Source organism: Candidatus Peribacteraceae bacterium (assembly GCA_041661065.1).
Lineage (GTDB): Bacteria > Patescibacteriota > Gracilibacteria > Peribacterales > Peribacteraceae > CAIKAD01.
Map to the genome: position 1 here is coordinate 451,445 of JBAZVD010000001.1, position 15,589 is coordinate 467,033.

General features: G+C 58.2%; 17 protein-coding genes. 12 read left to right on the forward strand and 5 right to left on the reverse strand.

Features of this window, described 5'->3' with window-relative positions; genetic code table 11:
• The first annotated feature begins 4 nt into the window (after window positions 1-4).
• The gene (locus WC698_02020) at window positions 5-928 is read left to right on the forward strand and encodes a PfkB family carbohydrate kinase (protein MFA6039019.1); all 924 of its coding nucleotides are present in this window, start codon (window positions 5-7) and stop codon (window positions 926-928) included.
• 18 nt (window positions 929-946) lie between these two features.
• Here the strand turns inward: WC698_02020 and WC698_02025 are convergent, their stop codons facing one another.
• The 3 genes from WC698_02025 to recG all read right to left on the reverse strand — a co-directional run bounded on the left by WC698_02025 (window position 947) and on the right by recG (window position 4,297).
• Window positions 947-1,606, reverse strand: a complete 660-nt coding sequence (locus WC698_02025; protein MFA6039020.1) for a hypothetical protein — start codon at window positions 1,604-1,606, stop codon at window positions 947-949.
• A gap of 125 nt (window positions 1,607-1,731) precedes the next feature.
• Complete coding sequence (locus WC698_02030) at window positions 1,732-1,950, reverse strand: hypothetical protein (GenBank protein ID MFA6039021.1); 219 nt, start codon at window positions 1,948-1,950, stop codon at window positions 1,732-1,734.
• A gap of 289 nt (window positions 1,951-2,239) precedes the next feature.
• The gene (gene recG, locus WC698_02035) at window positions 2,240-4,297 is read right to left on the reverse strand and encodes an ATP-dependent DNA helicase RecG (protein ID MFA6039022.1); all 2,058 of its coding nucleotides are present in this window, start codon (window positions 4,295-4,297) and stop codon (window positions 2,240-2,242) included.
• Between the two features lie 63 nt (window positions 4,298-4,360).
• On the opposite strand from recG, the gene WC698_02040 reads away from it, so the two are divergent.
• Both WC698_02040 and WC698_02045 read left to right on the forward strand, forming a co-directional pair.
• Entirely contained in the window at window positions 4,361-4,753 is a 393-nt protein-coding gene (locus WC698_02040) for a hypothetical protein (GenBank protein ID MFA6039023.1), read from the forward strand.
• A 161-nt stretch (window positions 4,754-4,914) separates the two neighbouring features.
• Complete coding sequence (locus WC698_02045; GenBank protein MFA6039024.1) at window positions 4,915-5,304, forward strand: hypothetical protein; 390 nt, start codon at window positions 4,915-4,917, stop codon at window positions 5,302-5,304.
• 101 nt (window positions 5,305-5,405) lie between these two features.
• On the opposite strand, the gene miaA is transcribed toward WC698_02045, so the two are convergent.
• Window positions 5,406-6,356, reverse strand: a complete 951-nt coding sequence (miaA, locus tag WC698_02050; GenBank protein ID MFA6039025.1) for a tRNA (adenosine(37)-N6)-dimethylallyltransferase MiaA — start codon at window positions 6,354-6,356, stop codon at window positions 5,406-5,408.
• A 132-nt stretch (window positions 6,357-6,488) separates the two neighbouring features.
• Here miaA and WC698_02055 point away from each other — a divergent pair, with 132 nt between their 5' ends.
• The 3 genes from WC698_02055 (at window position 6,489) to WC698_02065 (ending at window position 9,222) form a co-directional block, all read left to right on the forward strand.
• Window positions 6,489-7,139, forward strand: coding sequence for an ATP-dependent Clp protease proteolytic subunit (locus WC698_02055; protein MFA6039026.1), 651 nt, complete (start codon window positions 6,489-6,491; stop codon window positions 7,137-7,139).
• Window positions 7,140-7,683: 544 nt separating this feature from the next.
• Window positions 7,684-8,022 (forward strand): hypothetical protein, encoded by a 339-nt coding sequence (locus WC698_02060; GenBank protein MFA6039027.1) that lies wholly within the window; start codon window positions 7,684-7,686, stop codon window positions 8,020-8,022.
• An 18-nt stretch (window positions 8,023-8,040) separates the two neighbouring features.
• The gene (locus WC698_02065; GenBank protein MFA6039028.1) at window positions 8,041-9,222 is read left to right on the forward strand and encodes a tRNA guanosine(34) transglycosylase Tgt; all 1,182 of its coding nucleotides are present in this window, start codon (window positions 8,041-8,043) and stop codon (window positions 9,220-9,222) included.
• Window positions 9,223-9,301: 79 nt separating this feature from the next.
• Here WC698_02065 and rplU read toward each other — a convergent pair whose 3' ends face one another.
• The gene (rplU, locus tag WC698_02070) at window positions 9,302-9,616 is read right to left on the reverse strand and encodes a 50S ribosomal protein L21 (GenBank protein MFA6039029.1); all 315 of its coding nucleotides are present in this window, start codon (window positions 9,614-9,616) and stop codon (window positions 9,302-9,304) included.
• 150 nt (window positions 9,617-9,766) lie between these two features.
• Here rplU and WC698_02075 point away from each other — a divergent pair, with 150 nt between their 5' ends.
• The 6 genes from WC698_02075 (at window position 9,767) to WC698_02100 (ending at window position 15,564) form a co-directional block, all read left to right on the forward strand.
• The gene (locus WC698_02075; GenBank protein MFA6039030.1) at window positions 9,767-10,198 is read left to right on the forward strand and encodes a hypothetical protein; all 432 of its coding nucleotides are present in this window, start codon (window positions 9,767-9,769) and stop codon (window positions 10,196-10,198) included.
• 66 nt (window positions 10,199-10,264) lie between these two features.
• Complete coding sequence (locus tag WC698_02080; GenBank protein ID MFA6039031.1) at window positions 10,265-11,632, forward strand: sulfite exporter TauE/SafE family protein; 1,368 nt, start codon at window positions 10,265-10,267, stop codon at window positions 11,630-11,632.
• Window positions 11,633-11,678: 46 nt separating this feature from the next.
• Window positions 11,679-12,452: a thioredoxin domain-containing protein gene (locus WC698_02085; GenBank protein MFA6039032.1), complete on the forward strand. Its 774-nt coding sequence runs from the start codon at window positions 11,679-11,681 to the stop codon at window positions 12,450-12,452.
• A 15-nt stretch (window positions 12,453-12,467) separates the two neighbouring features.
• Complete coding sequence (locus tag WC698_02090) at window positions 12,468-12,692, forward strand: heavy-metal-associated domain-containing protein (protein ID MFA6039033.1); 225 nt, start codon at window positions 12,468-12,470, stop codon at window positions 12,690-12,692.
• Between the two features lie 110 nt (window positions 12,693-12,802).
• Complete coding sequence (locus WC698_02095) at window positions 12,803-13,075, forward strand: metal-sensing transcriptional repressor (GenBank protein MFA6039034.1); 273 nt, start codon at window positions 12,803-12,805, stop codon at window positions 13,073-13,075.
• Window positions 13,076-13,215: 140 nt separating this feature from the next.
• The gene (locus WC698_02100; GenBank protein MFA6039035.1) at window positions 13,216-15,564 is read left to right on the forward strand and encodes a heavy metal translocating P-type ATPase; all 2,349 of its coding nucleotides are present in this window, start codon (window positions 13,216-13,218) and stop codon (window positions 15,562-15,564) included.
• Window positions 15,565-15,589: the final 25 nt, after the last annotated feature.

The window sequence follows — 15,589 nt, forward strand, 5'->3', positions numbered from 1 at the left end:
TTTTATGATTCTTGCAGCTGGACTTACCCCCTCATGGCAGCAGATCTGTGTCTTGGATGATTTTCAGCCAGGCGAGGTAAACCGCGCTCAGCAGGTTCTTTGGTGCGCTTCAGCAAAGGTGTGCAATGTTGGCATAGCCATACAACATTTAGGCGGCTCTGTTCTGCTGCTTGCTCCGATTGGAGGAGTGGCGGCAAATGCCATACAGAAGGAACTGGATGTACTTGAGGTTCCTCATCGTCTTATTCCGACGAAATCCCCTACTCGCGTCTGTACGACCATTTTGGATCGTAAATCCGGAGTGACCACAGAGGTGGTTGAGAATGCCTATCCATTATTACCGTTTGAAGTCGAGGCATTTCGATCTGCCTATTTCGAAGAAGCGCAGAAAGCGAAAATCATTGTTCTGTCAGGTTCTCTTCCGGAGGGAACAACCAAGACATTCTATCGTGATCTGGCTATGAACACTCGATGCCCCCTGGTCTTGGATTGTAGGGGGCCTGAGCTTCTCGAAGCTCTCGGCTCCAAGCCATTTGTTGTTAAACCGAATCGCGATGAGTTGGGTATGACCGTCGGTCATCACTTGAACAGTGAAAATGATGTACTTGCAGCGATGCGAATGCTCAATGAACGTGGGGCACAATGGGTTGTAGTCACGCACGGGTCTCATCCGGTCTTGGTAAGTTCGTTAACAGGTGTGTACCGTCTCTCGACGCTACCCGTTGCCAATATGATGAATCCCATTGGTTCCGGCGATGCTTTGGCAGCAACCATCGCATGGGGTGCTACTGAAGGACACTCGTTGATCGAGTCAATTCGCTTTGGAATAGCAGCAGCGGCACAAAACGTCAGCCAGCTTCTGCCCTGCAGGATCAATCCGGTCTTGCTGGAGGCACAAGCAGCGCTTGTAAATGTAGAGCGGCTGTGAAGGTGCGTCAGTGACAGATCACAGACCTAATTGCTTCCGAATGTCATCCACCTGGGACTCCTCCTCCTTTTTTACGTCCTTCTGTTTCATGATGGAGATCAGGTCCTTCCAATCTTCCGTGTGCTTCTGCTCCAGTTTCATGAGCTGGAGGAGGTGCTTGGGGCTGAGCTCGGAAAACTTCTGCTTCTCCTCGGAAAGGATCTTCTGCAGTTCGTCGATCTGGAACTGGCTCAACTTGGGGATGGCTTGGATGATGCGCCACTTCTCGTCCCGTGTCAGGGAGATGCTTCCCCGGAGCAGCGTGAGAAACTTCTGTTCGTCGAAGTTCGTTTCCGCATGCGCGGGGACAATGACCCCCTCGTTCGTGAGGCCGGTAGCGACGCTGCCGAAGCGGTAGTTCCCCACCTGCGCGAGGATCTTGAGGTCCTCATCGTCGTATCCCATCTCCTTCGTCGCTTGGACGCCGGGAGGGGGGGGTGGAGGGCTCGTGTCCTTGGGCGGAGGCGGAAGGGGGGTGGAACCTTGCCCTTGCGGTTGTACGGCGGCAGCTCCGGCCGGAGGTGCCGGCGGTCCGGGAGGGGCGGAGAACACTTGGGTGGGGTCCAGCCCGCCTTCCGGTACGGAATCACCGGGACGGGGAGGGGGGGGTGGCTGGGGAGGGTTCGTCTGGTCCGCCATGGGGAATGGGGAAAACGGCCAAAATAGTGTACCAGCGGGGATTTAGGGATGAAAGGTGATTATTCAAGAGGAAAACCCCCGCCGAGGAGAGCCCGTACAGCGGGGGTTTGAAACCCGTACCCGGATCATGATGCAAACGCTTCAGGAGCGTTGCGCCGAACTGCCGCCGACGTGATCGTTGTCCGGTCCTGGAGAAGCTCAGCGATGGCTTGCCGATCGCCTTCCGCGGCATAGAGGCCGTCCGGTCTCACCTTGAGGGAAACACCGCGGGGAATTTCCTGCTGGTTCACCAAGACATACGATTCCGAGTCGGCATCGACTTGAACGGGAAGCAAATTGACCATAAAGGAGGGGAGAAAAGGGATAAGAAAGAAAACACCGCGTCTCTGCGAGGGTGGGTTCCGTGAGCGGGAGAGTTAGCACTGACTCACGGCCGCCTCGCAGGAGGGGCGCATCATCATTGCCATAGCCATGACTGCGAGGAGGAAGATGACTAGCACGCGGGTATGGTAGGGACGCCGCGGGTGAAGTCAACTTAGACCGGATGAGAATCAAGAATTATGAGTTAAGAATCAGGAAAACACGTTCTCATGAATCATGATTCTTAATTCTTGATTCTACATTCATACTTCTTTAAAGGGCGGGACGAACCGGCGGCTGTTCCGACTCGAACAAGGCCTTCTCCACCGCGCGGCGGGCGCGGGCGATCAGTTCCGGTTTGAGGAGGTTCTGCAGGAAGGATTCCGGGATGCCGCTCTGGCGCGTGCCGAAGATCTCGCCGGGGCCGCGGAGACGCAGGTCCATCTCCGCCAGCATGAAGCCGGAGTCGTACTTCTCCATCGCCTTCAGGCGGGGGGAGTGCGCCTGCGTCTGTTGCGTGGTGAACAGGAAGCAGTGGCTCTTGTGATCGCCGCGCCCCACGCGCCCCCGCAACTGGTGCAGCTGCGAAAGGCCGAAGCGTTCCGCGCCTTCGATGAGGATGATGGTGGCGTTGGGGACGTCGATCCCCACTTCGATGACGGACGTGGAAACGAGGATGTCGGATTTCTTGTCCCGGAAGTCCTTCATGATCGACTGTTTCTCCTGCGGCGACAGCTTGCCGTGGAGCATGCTGATGCGTCGGCGGGGGAAGGCCTCGCGCAACCGCTTCGATTCCTGCTCCACGTTGCGTACGTCGTCCAGCTCCTCGCTCTCGGTGATGAGGGGGCAGATGACGAACGCCTGCCTCCCCTCGTCGATCTCGTGGTCGATGAACTTCTCTATCACGTGGCGGTCGCTCGGCGCCACCACCTTGGTATGGATCGGCTGGCGGCGTCCCGGCTTCTCCAGAAGCACGGAAAGGTCGTGGTCACCGTAGGCCGTGAGGGCGAGCGTGCGGGGAATGGGCGTGGCGGTCATGGAGAGGAAGTGCGGGCTCCCCTTCTCCCGCAGTCGCTCGCGCTGCACCACGCCGAAGCGGTGCTGCTCATCCACGATCACGAGCCGCAGGTCCTTGAACCGCACCGTCTCCTCGATGAGCGCGTGCGTGCCGATGACGATGTCCACCAGGCCGGAGGCCAATCCCCTCTTCATCGCATCCGCTTCCGCGCGCGGCGTGGAACCCGTGAGGAGCGTGACCGTGGGGAGGCGGAAGCGGTCCTTGGGGTACGCGGCTTGCGTTTGCAGGAACGAGTGGAAGTTGAGGAGGAGGCGGGAGATGCCTTCCGCGTGCTGGCGCGCCAGCACTTCGGTGGGGACCATGAGCGCGCATTGGCCGCCGTGGCGCACGGCATTGGCTATCACGCAGACGGCCACGAGCGTTTTCCCCGACCCAACGTCTCCTTCCAGCAGGCGCGACATGGGCACGTCCTTCTCCATGTCCCGCAGGATTTCGTAGATGGCGATCTTCTGACTCGCCGTCGGCGTAAACTTGAGCGAGGCGAAGAGCGCCCGGATGAGTTCGATGTCCATGGGGGTGCGCAGGCGGTCCTGCACGGCGCCCTGCCATGCCTTCTTCCTCTCCAGTGCCTGTCGTTGCATCTCGTACATCTGCTCGAATGCAAAACGTTCCATCGCCTGTTCCACTTGTTCCGGCGTTTGCGGGAAGTGAAGGGAACGAACCATCTCCTTGCGCGGTACCAGCTTCTCCTCCCGTACCACGTCTGGTGGCAGCGTCTCCGGAATCCGTTCAATGGCGTCCTTCACCAGCATCATCTTCTCCCGCAGCCACTTGGTGTTGATAAAATCGTGCTGGGGGTAGATGGGTACGAGACGGCCGCTGTGCACGAGCGGTTTCGCCCCTTCCTTCTCAAACTGCGGGCTCTGGAACACCACCTTCGAACCGCGGATGGCGAGCTTGCCCGTGAGCACCACGTCCGCGCCTTCCTCCAGCATGCGCTTGATGTGCGGCTGGTTGAACCATACGACGTCCGCCAGGGTCCCGTCCGTATCCATGAACTTCGCCGTCACCATCTGCTTCCCTCCGCGGATACGCACCAGCTTGATGTGGTCCACCGTGCCGCGGATCGTCACCTTTTGGTCGAGCGGCGCACCGGTGATGGTCTCCATGCGGCTCAGGTCCTCATGGGCGCGCGGAAGGTACAGGAGGAGGTCTTCCACTGTGAGCAAACCCATCCCCTCCAAGGCCTTGATGTGATCCTTGGTGGTGCGGAGGACGGCCGAGAGCGGGGTGGAAAGCTGCAGTGGCGGCATGATGTGACGATGGGAGTATACAACGGGCGGGCGTACCCTTCCCCTCTCCCGTATACTATTCCCATGAATATTCACCCACCCTCCAGGACCACATTGATCGTGTCCGGATTCACCCTTCTCGTTGTAACCGTGATCCTCCTGCGCCTGCCGCAGAAAGCTTCGGCTCCTGCGAGCGACCGACCCCCCAAGTCCTATACCATCGAAATCTGGGAGAACGGCTTCTTCCCCGCGAAGGCCGTGGTGCCCAAGAACACCAGTGTTTGCTGGCTGAACAAAGATTCCAAAGAGCACTTCCCCTCCGCAGACCCTTCCGTTTCCTCCTTTGCGTTCAGCCCGGAGGGCGCTCTGCAACCCGGTGGCATGTGGTGCTTCCCCTTCTCCTTGCCCGGCGTTTGGTCCTATGGCGACAAAAGCGACGGCGCGCTCAAGGGAAGCCTTACCGTGACCGAAGGATAGGGCACACCATATATAGCACAACATAGCTACAAAATAGCCAGTTCAATGGAACTCAGCGTTTCTGCAGTGGAACAGGCGTGCTTGGACTGTCTGGAACGGGAAGGGAGAGAAATGAACAGGAAGGATACGGAATGGAGGTTCGGGAATGGTAGAATGGGGTTATGGCAGATTTAGCTTCCCTCTACGACGAACATAAGGACCTCCCGGAAGACAAGCAGAAGAAAGCGGGAAAAGCTCCTGCCGGACGCATGGGCGATGAGCACACGGACTTCGTGAAGACTGTTTCGCGGATGATCACCGAGGGCGAGATCAACGTCTTCGAAATCAGCACGCTCTACAACCCCGGCGCCTACGATACGCTCAAGCAGGAAGACCGGGAGCAGGTGGATTTCCAGATGGTGAACATCGCCTCTCTGCTTCGCCACATCGCGGACTTCTATCTCTCCAAGCAGACGCCGGATTCAAGCCCGCAGCTGGAGCAGATGGTGGAGGAGTTGTGGCAGATGAAGGCGAGGCTGGAGGAGAAGTATGGAGATATACTGAAATTCTAGAATCAGTCGTATGACGTATTACGTATCACGTATACCGTATGGGATGCGTCTTCTTTCATACGTAATACGTACTATTTCATACGAAATACGGCAAAAAGGCATCAATGACGAATCCACCGAATCCTCTGATCCTTCCCCCACCACGTCATCTGCCTTTTTGCGTACTGGCGCGTGCGCGTCACGATCAGTTCTTCCAGCTCGTCCTTCTCCATCTCCCCCCGCAAGTACGCCATGATCTCACGGTAGCCTTCGCTCTTCATCCCGGGGTCGGCGGGAAGACATCCGCGGTCCAGGAGCCCTTCCACTTCCTCAATCCACCCGCGTTCCAGCATCAGTTTCGTCCGTGCCCTGATGCGCGCGTTGAGTGCGTCGCGGTCCCATTCCATCCCGTACATGAGAAGATTGTACGGAGACATCCCCTTCTTCTTCACGGCGGACGGCTTCTTCCCCGAGGCCAACAGTTCCGCCGCGCGGATCACGTACGGCTTGTTGCGGCGGTGGAAGGACTTTGCCGTGGCGGGATCCTCCTCTTCGATTCTCTTGTAGAGAGATGCGCCATTGTCGCGTTCGTACTCTTCTTCCCTGGCACGTCGAATGGAGGGAGCCGCGGGTGCAACGAACTGCAGGTCATCCACCACGGCGCTGATGTACAACATGGAGCCGCCCACGAGGAGCGGAACGTTCTTCCTCCCCACAATCTCCGCGATGGTCTTTTGCGCGCGCGCCTTGTACCACGCGGCGGTGAGTTGATCCTTCGGGTCCAGAACATCTATCAAGTGGTGCGGGATGCCTTGCATCTCTTCCGCCATCGTCTTCGCCGTCCCGATATCCAGGTGCTTGTACAATTGCCGCGAATCGGCGTTGATGATTTCCGCCCCTTTCCACTCCCCTTTTTCAAAAGCCGGCGCTGTCGTAATCACCTGCGCAAGATCCACCGCGAACGACGTCTTGTTCCCGGCCGTAGGGCCGAGAATGACGATCAGTGGCCGTTCCGAGAGGCTCAAGTGCCGCAGGGTTTCTGCGCGGACGTGAAGGTCAATCAAAGATGACATCACCTCCATTAGACCACATTCAAAAGGCGATGAACACTATGCCCTGAAGCCTAAAAGTAGTATCATATTCCTGAAGGTTTTCGCTTTTCCATCATTCATAATTCTCTATTCTTAATTCTTCATTCCCGCCCCATGCATCCCCAAATCCAGTTTGTCGCTTCGAAACTCGCCAGGTCAGGTTATTCCCTTGAAAACTTCATTGTCCCTACGGTCATAGAGAAGACGCAGTTCGGCGAGCGCGTGTACGACATCTACTCGCGCCTTCTGGAGGACCGCGTGGTGTTCCTCGGAACGCCCATCAACGACGATGTGGCCAACGCCATCATCGCGCAGCTCCTCTTCCTGGAGAAGCAGGATCCCAAGAAGGACATCATCCTCTACGTCAATTCCCCGGGCGGGCAGGTCACCTCCACCCTCGCCATGTACGACACCATGCAGTACGTGCAGCCGGATATTTCCACGGTCTGTCTCGGCATGGCCGCGTCCGGCGGCGCCGTGATCCTCATGGGCGGCTCCAAGGGAAAGCGCTTCGCGCTCCCGCATGCGGAGATCATGATCCACCAACCGCTCGGGGGCACGGAAGGGCAGGCGACGGACATCGCCATCCACGCCGAACACATCATCAACACGAAGAACCTCCTCAATGACCTCATTGCGCAGCACTCGGGGAAGAAGATCGAGCAGGTGAAAGTGGATACCGAGCGCGACAAGTTCATGAGCGCGCAGGAGGCTTTGGAGTACGGGTTGATTGACAAGATCATTGCGAAAATCACCCAGAAATGAGTGCACTGACGCATTGACAGGAGATGCATTCGGTCGTATTGATCATGCATGTACGGACATCCGCCCTCTCCGGAGGATATTCAAAAATTCTGTGACCGTCCCGGATCACGATGCGATAGAGTGAAAGCAGACGGGACATGCACGGTGGACAGGTTCAAGAGGGCGGAAAAAAGGACGGGACAGCTCTTTCAGGAATTGATGAAATTGGAAGATCTTCTCGCAGCAATGCGAAAAGCGTTCACGAAGAGTCTGGGTGAGGCCCAGACAAGCCTGTTCGTCGAACATGTCGATCGTAATCGTACGGCCATTCATTTGGGTTGGACTCTCCAGCAGAGGAGTGTCGACAATGGCATTTGCATCTTCTCAATCGTCAACGGTGTAAGAGGCAGTCTTTCCGAGTGCGGATTTTGCGCCGATCAAGCAGATGCCGCGGATGCAGGGTAACCATGGTTTCATGTTTCATGAGAGGTACAATGACAGTCGTACGGCATACGGAAGATCATACGGAAGTATCCCAGACCTACTCTTCATCATTCGCTCTCCCATGTTTACGAACGAACATTCCATTACGAAGGCGGACATCCGCGCGTTCTGCGCGCAGGACGGGGAGAAGTGTGACCATTACCGGAACGACGGAACCTGCGACAAGGATAAGAAGATCCTGACGGATGCACAGGAGCGGAGGATCATGCCGATGAGAGTCCACGAGGCGTACAGACTCGTGCAGACGATCCTCACAAGACCGATCAGCCAGCAGCAACAGCGTGTGCGTGCGAAGTTATGCAGATATGCGATGAAGGACGGCGCATCGGGAACGATGGATGCCGAAGGATTTACGCCGGTGATTGATATCGAATTGTTTCGGTACATCGATACGGAATGAACATGATACGATACGGCCATGTTCACGTTGGTTACGGCGAACGCCGAAGGGAGGCGCGGCAGGTTGATAACGGCGCATGGTGTGCTGGAAACGCCGTTCTTCATGCCGGTGGGGACGGCGGGGGCCATGAAGGGATTGACGCATGAGGACCTGCTTGCGCTGGGGGCGGAGGTTCTCCTCTGCAACACGTACCACCTTCACATCCGCCCCGGGGAGGACGTTGTGGCAGATGCCGGAGGGCTCCATGCGTTCATCAATTGGGAGAAGCCGATCCTCACGGATTCGGGAGGCTTCCAGGTCTTCTCCCTTGAGGCATTGCGGAAGGTGACGGATGAAGGTGTTTCCTTTCAATCGCACCTCGACGGCGCCCCCCTCTTCCTCGGCCCCGAAGAAGCGATGGAGATCCAGCACAGGCTGGGTTCGGACATCATCATGTGTTTCGACCAGTGTCCGCCGTCCAAAGCGCCCCGTGCGGAGATCGAAGCGGCGGTTGAGCGGACGATCAAGTGGGCGGCTGAGTGTAAACGTGTTCATGAGCGGTGGAGGAATCAGAAGATGCAGAAGATGCAGAAGAAGCAGAGGAACAATCACCGTTCTGTTTCCGAAGAGAATAGCTGCCATTCCTCTGACTCTTCTGATTCCTCTGAATCCTCTGCATCCACCCCATTACTCTTCGCCATTGTCCAAGGAGGCCTGCACCGTGACCTTCGCAAAAAATGCGCGGAAGAGCTCATCGCCATCGGCTTCGACGGGTACGCCATCGGTGGGCTGGCCGTTGGTGAGGAGGAGGACGAAATGTTCGGCGTCCTCGATGACGTGTGCCCCCTGCTCCCCAAGGACAAGCCGCGGTACCTGATGGGCGTGGGGAGGATCAGCCAAATGGTGACGGCGGTTTCCAAAGGGATCGATATGTTCGATTCCGTACTGCCCATGCGCGAAGCGCGGCACGGCACCATCTACCTTTCTGACGGCTCGACGATCCGTATCCTCAACAACAAATTCGTGCACGACCATTCCCCCATCGATCCCCACTCCCCTTCCCCCTTCTCCCGCACATACAAGAAGAGCTACCTCAACCACCTGATGCGTTCGGGCGAGAGGCTCGGGGAAACCATTGCGTGCATGCAGAACATGGGGATGACGCTGATGGAGATACGAAAGTTGAGGGAGAGCACTATCGCACAGGGGAATGCAAAATGAGAAATGTGAAATGCAAAATGAAAAAAACGGTGACAAGTGATACCCGCATCATTTAACATTTTGCATTTCCAATTTCACATTATTTCGTCGTGATCACCGTTACCTCAATCTCCGTAAAATCCTGCCTGTGGCCATACACACGGCGGTAGCGCTTGCGGCGGTGCGCCTTCTGCACGCGGACTTTCTCTCCCTTCCCGACACTCAGGATCTTCGCGCCGATCGTTGCGCCTTCCACGAAGGGCGTTCCCAGCGTAATGGCGTCGCCATCGGCTATGAGAAGGACCTTCTCGAACGTGACAGAGGCACCCGTGTCGCCCTTCAGCAGAGGCACCTTGAGTTTCATACCCTTCTCCACTTTTTCCTGGAACCCGGCGATGTCTACGATTGCGTACATGGTAAAAGAAGGAGAAATGCCGAATGAGTCTAGGGAAAACAGCAGGCCGGAGCAAGGGAATATGCACCTCCCTCACCCTTCCTGCAGGCGGAGGGTTAATCCGTTAAAGAATTGAACAAGGATCGGAAGATTCGTATACTGTGCGCTCACATGAAGAAAGCCCTCGTCTCCCTCTTCGGCCTCTCCGTGTTGCTGGGCAACGTCTGTCTGATGGACGCCAGCTTTGCGGCCGGTCCTGCAACGGGCTCCCCCCCCATGATGGAGCACGCGGCGCAAGTGCATCATGCCGTGCGATCTACTGACAGCTGTACGGAGAACGTTTGTTTGGAACCCGATGCCGGGGAGAACGCGATGGAATCGGACGAGCCGGATTGTACGGAAGGACAATGTGTGAGGGGTGGGGCGCAGGACGGGAGGGCATCATTCCTCGCACCCTTGAGTGTCCCCGAACCGGACACCACGGGCTTCATCGACACGCTCATTACCCAGGCACTGCTCATCACCGGTCCGCGGCCGTTCGTGCAACCCGTGGTGGAACGCGGAATCCTGTGGCCCATCATGACGGTCGTCATGCGTCAGTAGAGGGGACTCTGTATCCCTGCGCGGCGCACGCCGATGCGGGGACTCTATTTGCGTTCCCCTTTTCCCATGTCAAAGAATCATCAACAGGACGTCGTCACTGCGCACTTCCGCATCGTAGGTATGCACTGCGCCAGTTGCGAGCTTCTCCTGGAGCGGAAACTCAAAGCGCTTCCGGGCATCACCGGCGTATCGGTGAACCACAGGACGGGCAAAGCCGCGCTCAGCGCGGATGCGGCGCATCCCCCTTCCCCTGAGCGGATCGAAGAGACCATACGTGCGGCGGGATACCGCATAGCGGATGCCGATTCGTCAGACGCCCTTCCCGTGGAAGCGGACAAGACGAAATGGAAGGAAATCGGCGCATCGCTCGTCATTCTCTTCGCGCTGTGGAAACTCCTGCAAGCGTTCGATCTCACGTCCCTCCTGCCGGATACCACCGGCGGCGCCGTGGGCTTGGGCGGTGTGCTGCTCATCGGCCTCGTCGCCGGCACGTCCAGTTGCCTGGCGGTGACGGGAGGCCTGCTCCTCGCCATCGCGGGGAAGTACAACGAGGCGAACCGGTCGCAGACGGCGTGGCAGAAGTTCCAGCCCCTCCTCCGGTTCAACATCGGCCGCCTCGCATCCTACTTCGTACTCGGCGGCGTGGTGGGCCTCATCGGGCAATCCATCACCATCAGCGCGCGGATGACGGGCGTCATGAATCTTGCGGTGGCATTCATCATGCTGTGGCTCGCCCTTTCCATGCTGGGTTTGCTTCCCAAGCAATCGTTCATAAGGCCGCCAAAGCGCCTCTCCCATTGGATCGCCGGACTGGCGGAGCACTCCCATCCGCTCGCCCCCTTCGCGCTGGGCGCACTCACGTTCTTCCTGCCCTGCGGGTTCACGCAGTCGCTGCAGCTCGTAGCGCTCGCTTCCGGAAACGTTGTAACCGGGGCACTCACCATGTTCGTCTTCGCGCTGGGCACGCTCCCCTCCCTGCTCGGCATCAGCGCCGTAAGTTCCACGGCCAAGGGAACGGGGCGGCGACTGTTCCTGCGCTTCGCGGGGACGCTCGTCCTCGTCCTCGCGCTCTACAACGGAAACAACGCGCTCGCGCTCAACGGCATCGACCTGGGAGGCATGTTCTTCCCGGGGCAATCCGGCGCGGCGGCTTTTGCCGTGGAGAAGGACGGAAAACAGGAAGTGCGCATGGCCGTCCAGAGCTACCGGTACCAACCGGACACGCTCACCATCAAAGCGGGCGTGCCCGTCCGCTGGGTGGTGGACGGGACGGGCGCCTCGGGTTGCACCAGCGCCATCGTCATCCCCTCACTCGACGTCTTCCGTGTGCTCGAACGCGGCGAGAATGTGATTGAATTCACCGCAACGAAAACGGGAAAGCTGCCTTTTAGCTGTTCCATGGGGATGGTACGCGGTACCTTTACCGTCATCTAAGATGTTCCATCGTCTATTTCACTTTTTACTTCATTCATTTCCCACCATGAACGCAGTGCAATGGCAGAAATCATCGTCATCCTCAAAAGACCCTTCCCCCAAGAGCGCGTCCTCCAAGCATTCCTCCAACATCTGGTTTCCCGTCTCCCTGGGGCTCATCGGCGTCATCGTCGGTTACACCATCGGGAATTGGACACAGGTGACGGGAAGCCTCGCACTCGATCCGAACGGGGTTCCGTCCGTGCAGGAGGATCAGCAATCGTCCCCACCCCGGTATGAAGATATGCCGGCAGTGGACTTTACAAAGGACCACTTCAAAGGGAATACGGACGCCGACATCGCCCTTGTGGAATACACGGACTACGAATGTCCCTACTGCAGAAGCGCACATCCCACGCTGGAGCAGCTTGAAGCCGATTACGGCGGTAAAGTCGTGTGGGTACTGCGCCAGTTTCCGCTCACGAGCATCCATCCCAACGCGCTGCCTGCGGCGGAAGCGTCGGAATGCGTCGCGGAGCTCGGCGGGAACGACTCATTCTGGACGTTCACGAACGCCGTCATGACGCAGCAAGACGCCTTCGGTAAGCTTCCGGAACTGGCCCAAACGGCGGGAGTGGACGGCGCGGTGTTCACCGCATGCATCGAAAGCGGCAAGTATAAGCAGGAAATCCAGGATGAGAGCGCCGCGGGGTCTGCGGCAGGGGTGCAAGGGACACCCGCGACCTTCGTGGTGAACCTCAAGACGCAGGAGACGCAGTTTGTCAGCGGAGCGCAGTCCTACGAGGGCTTCAAGTCCGTCATCGATTCCATGTTGTTGTAAATCCCCTTGTTATCCATGCAAACCACTGTTTCCATCCCCGGCATGCATTGCGCGTCCTGCGCGGCGCTCGTGAAGGATGTCACGTCCGCATTCCCGGAGATACGGCACATTGAAGTGGATTTGGAGACGCGGCGCGTGACGATGGAGCATGACGATGCGTTCACCATCGAACATTGGAAGGACGAAGTGCAGGGATTGGGGGAGGAATACACGGTGTATCCCGTCGCCTCGAACGCCTGACGGGATAATGGAAGGGCGTACGGAAACCGCTGAACTGCGGCCGCCCTTCCTACGTCTTGCCGATCCGATCCTATACCTGTATCCTAGGTACGATCGTCACCCCCGCTTTCATGAATCCCCAGAAGAAGAAAACGCTCATCGCGCTGCGCAAGGCACGGACGCTCCTCTCCGTGGTCGAACGGATGGTGCAGAAGGATGAGTACTGCATCGACATCATGCAGCAGACGCTCGCCTCCATCGGCTTGCTCAAGGGAGTGCACGCAAAACTCATGGAAGGGCACCTGGACAGCTGTTTCATCAATGCCATGAGGGCGCGCAATAGCCAACAGAAAGAGAGAATGATCAAGGAGATCCTCACGGTGTCGAAGCTGGCGAACAAGTGAGCGCCGATAACCTGTGAGGCCTGACGAAGAGTATTGAGTAAGGATCGTAAAACCTGTTCGGGTTTATGACCACCCCCCCAGGTGCATTGACTACGCAGGATCTCGACACTATTCTGGCAGTGTCCTTTCTTTTCATCCCCATGGAACGCGTATCCCTTTCGCTCTCCGGCATGCACTGCGCGTCCTGCGCCCTGCTCATCGAGAGAGGCTTGAAGAAAACACCGGGTGTGCAACAGGCGAACGTCAACTTTGCAGCCGAAAAGGCATCCATCCTCTTCGACACGTCCGCGGTGCATGTGGAGGACCTTCTCCTCGCCGTGAAGAAAGCGGGTTATGCAGCCGTACTCGTGGACGAGAAGGACAGGGATTACGAACGGAAGAAGCGCGAGGCGGAGATCCGCGGATACCGCGACAGGCTCATCGTTGGCGCGGTTTTCAGCATCCCGATGCTCTACTTCATGATGTTGGATTTCTTTCCATCCCTCCCCGGAGGTTCGTTCCTCTTTCCTTATGTAGGGATCGCATCCCTGCTTCTCACGACGCCGGTCCAATTCATCATAGGCGCGGGTTTCTACAAGGGCATGTGGTCCAGCCTCAAGATGAAGACATTCAATATGGACAGCCTGATTGCCATAGGGACCTCAACCGCATTCGTTTACAGCGCAGTCAACTTCTTCCTCTACGTCGCAAGGATGGGATCGGTGCTCGGCCAGGGTGGCGATAAGATCCCGGAACTCTACTTCGAAACGGCAGCATTCCTCATCACCTTCGTCATTCTCGGCAAGTGGCTGGAAGCGAAGGCGAAAGGGCAGGTATCCGACGCCATCCGCAAGCTCATGAACCTGCAAGCGAGGAGTGCACGCGTGGTGCGCGGTGGGAAGACACTCGACATCCCCGTGGAGGAAGTGGTCGCGGGGGATACTATCGTCGTGCGACCCGGCGAAACGGTCCCCGTGGACGGGACGATCGTGAAGGGTAGGTCGTCCGTGGATGAATCACTGCTCACGGGGGAGAGCATCCCCGTGGAGAAGAACCCCGGCGACCGCGTCATCGGCGCAACGCTCAACAAGAACGGTGGGTTTGAATACCGGGCGGAGAAAGTGGGCGCGGATACCATGCTCGCGCAGATCATCCGCCTTGTGGAGGAAGCGCAGGGTTCGCGCGCGCCCATCCAGGCTTTTGCGGACCGCATTGCAGCCTGGTTCGTTCCCGCGGTCATCATCATCGCCATCCTCACGTTCGCCGTCTGGTTCGCGCTGGGGTCTTCCCTCAGCTTCGCGCTCATGGCCTTTACGGCGGTGATCGTGATCGCCTGCCCGTGCGCATTGGGTCTCGCCACGCCCACGGCCATCATGGTTGGCACGGGGAAGGGCGCACAGCAGGGCATCCTCATCAAGGGCGGGGAACCGCTGGAAGCGGCGGACAAGATCACGGCGATCGTCTTCGACAAGACGGGGACGCTCACCAAGGGGAAGCCGGAAGTCACGGACGTGGTGGCCGCGGGAGCGATGGGGACAGACGAGGTCCTCACAATCGCAGCCAGCCTGGAGCGTTCCTCCGAACATCCTCTGGCGGAAGCCATTTACGCGTATGCGCAGGGGAAAGGCATCGCGCTGCGGGATGTGACGGAGTTCACTGCCGTTCCGGGGCAAGGGATTCAGGCGCAGATCGTCGGTGTCACGTACTTCTTCGGAAACCGGATGATGGTCGGGAAAGGTGCGGCAGCGTTGACCGAAACGCTGGAGAAGACGCTGCAGGAGCTGGAGGAACAGGGGAAGACGGCGATGGTCTTGGCGACGAAGGAGGCGGTGCTCGGTATCGTCGCCGTCGCCGATACCCTTAAAGAAACAACGAAGGAGGCGGTGGACCGATTGCGGCGCATGAAGATCGCCACGTACATGATCACGGGTGACAACGAGAGGACGGCGCGCGCCATTGCGGGACAAATCGGGATGGAGAACGTGCTTGCGGAAGTGTTGCCCGCAGACAAGGCGCAGGCAGTGAAGAAACTGCAGGAAGCGGGGCATAGTGTTGCCATGGTCGGCGACGGCATCAACGACGCCCCCGCGCTGGCGCAGGCGGAACTGGGCATCGCCATGGGTTCGGGGACGGATGTGGCCATGGAGACGGGCGGTATCGTCATCATACGGAACGACCTGCGCGATGTGATCACCGCCATCAGGCTCTCTCGCGAGACCATGGGAAAGATCAAACAGAATATGTTCTTCGCCCTCTTTTACAACGTGATCGGCATCCCCATAGCGGCTCGCGCCCTCTATCCCCTCCTCGGCTTGGTTCTCCGGCCGGAACTGGCGGGGTTGGCCATGGCATTCAGTTCCGTATCCGTGGTCACCAATTCTCTCCTCATACGCTTCTTCCGTCCCGGACGCATCAACTGGCTCTCCGCCCTTGCGCCCGCCGTGATGGTCGTAGGTTTCACGGCCCTCTTCCTCGGTTTTGCGGTCTTCAGTTCCGGCCGCATGTCGTGAAGACATGTGTCACGGAGCTCGTTGC

Excerpts from the sequence above, each read along its gene's own strand:
- WC698_02085 (MFA6039032.1), top strand. The coding sequence starts at position 11,679 with ATGAACGCAGTGCAATGGCAGAAATCATCGTCATCCTCAAAAGACCCT.
- WC698_02055 (MFA6039026.1), top strand. The coding sequence starts at position 6,489 with ATGCATCCCCAAATCCAGTTTGTCGCTTCGAAACTCGCCAGGTCAGGT.
- WC698_02025 (MFA6039020.1), bottom strand. The coding sequence starts at position 1,606 with ATGGCGGACCAGACGAACCCTCCCCAGCCACCCCCCCCTCCCCGTCCC.
- WC698_02080 (MFA6039031.1), top strand. The coding sequence starts at position 10,265 with ATGTCAAAGAATCATCAACAGGACGTCGTCACTGCGCACTTCCGCATC.
- rplU (MFA6039029.1), bottom strand. The coding sequence starts at position 9,616 with ATGTACGCAATCGTAGACATCGCCGGGTTCCAGGAAAAAGTGGAGAAG.
- WC698_02045 (MFA6039024.1), top strand. The coding sequence starts at position 4,915 with ATGGCAGATTTAGCTTCCCTCTACGACGAACATAAGGACCTCCCGGAA.
- WC698_02090 (MFA6039033.1), top strand. The coding sequence starts at position 12,468 with ATGCAAACCACTGTTTCCATCCCCGGCATGCATTGCGCGTCCTGCGCG.
- WC698_02060 (MFA6039027.1), top strand. The coding sequence starts at position 7,684 with ATGTTTACGAACGAACATTCCATTACGAAGGCGGACATCCGCGCGTTC.
- WC698_02030 (MFA6039021.1), bottom strand. The coding sequence starts at position 1,950 with ATGGTCAATTTGCTTCCCGTTCAAGTCGATGCCGACTCGGAATCGTAT.
- recG (MFA6039022.1), bottom strand. The coding sequence starts at position 4,297 with ATGCCGCCACTGCAGCTTTCCACCCCGCTCTCGGCCGTCCTCCGCACC.
- WC698_02020 (MFA6039019.1), top strand. The coding sequence starts at position 5 with ATGATTCTTGCAGCTGGACTTACCCCCTCATGGCAGCAGATCTGTGTC.
- WC698_02040 (MFA6039023.1), top strand. The coding sequence starts at position 4,361 with ATGAATATTCACCCACCCTCCAGGACCACATTGATCGTGTCCGGATTC.
- WC698_02075 (MFA6039030.1), top strand. The coding sequence starts at position 9,767 with ATGAAGAAAGCCCTCGTCTCCCTCTTCGGCCTCTCCGTGTTGCTGGGC.
- WC698_02065 (MFA6039028.1), top strand. The coding sequence starts at position 8,041 with ATGTTCACGTTGGTTACGGCGAACGCCGAAGGGAGGCGCGGCAGGTTG.
- miaA (MFA6039025.1), bottom strand. The coding sequence starts at position 6,356 with ATGTCATCTTTGATTGACCTTCACGTCCGCGCAGAAACCCTGCGGCAC.
- WC698_02095 (MFA6039034.1), top strand. The coding sequence starts at position 12,803 with ATGAATCCCCAGAAGAAGAAAACGCTCATCGCGCTGCGCAAGGCACGG.
- WC698_02100 (MFA6039035.1), top strand. The coding sequence starts at position 13,216 with ATGGAACGCGTATCCCTTTCGCTCTCCGGCATGCACTGCGCGTCCTGC.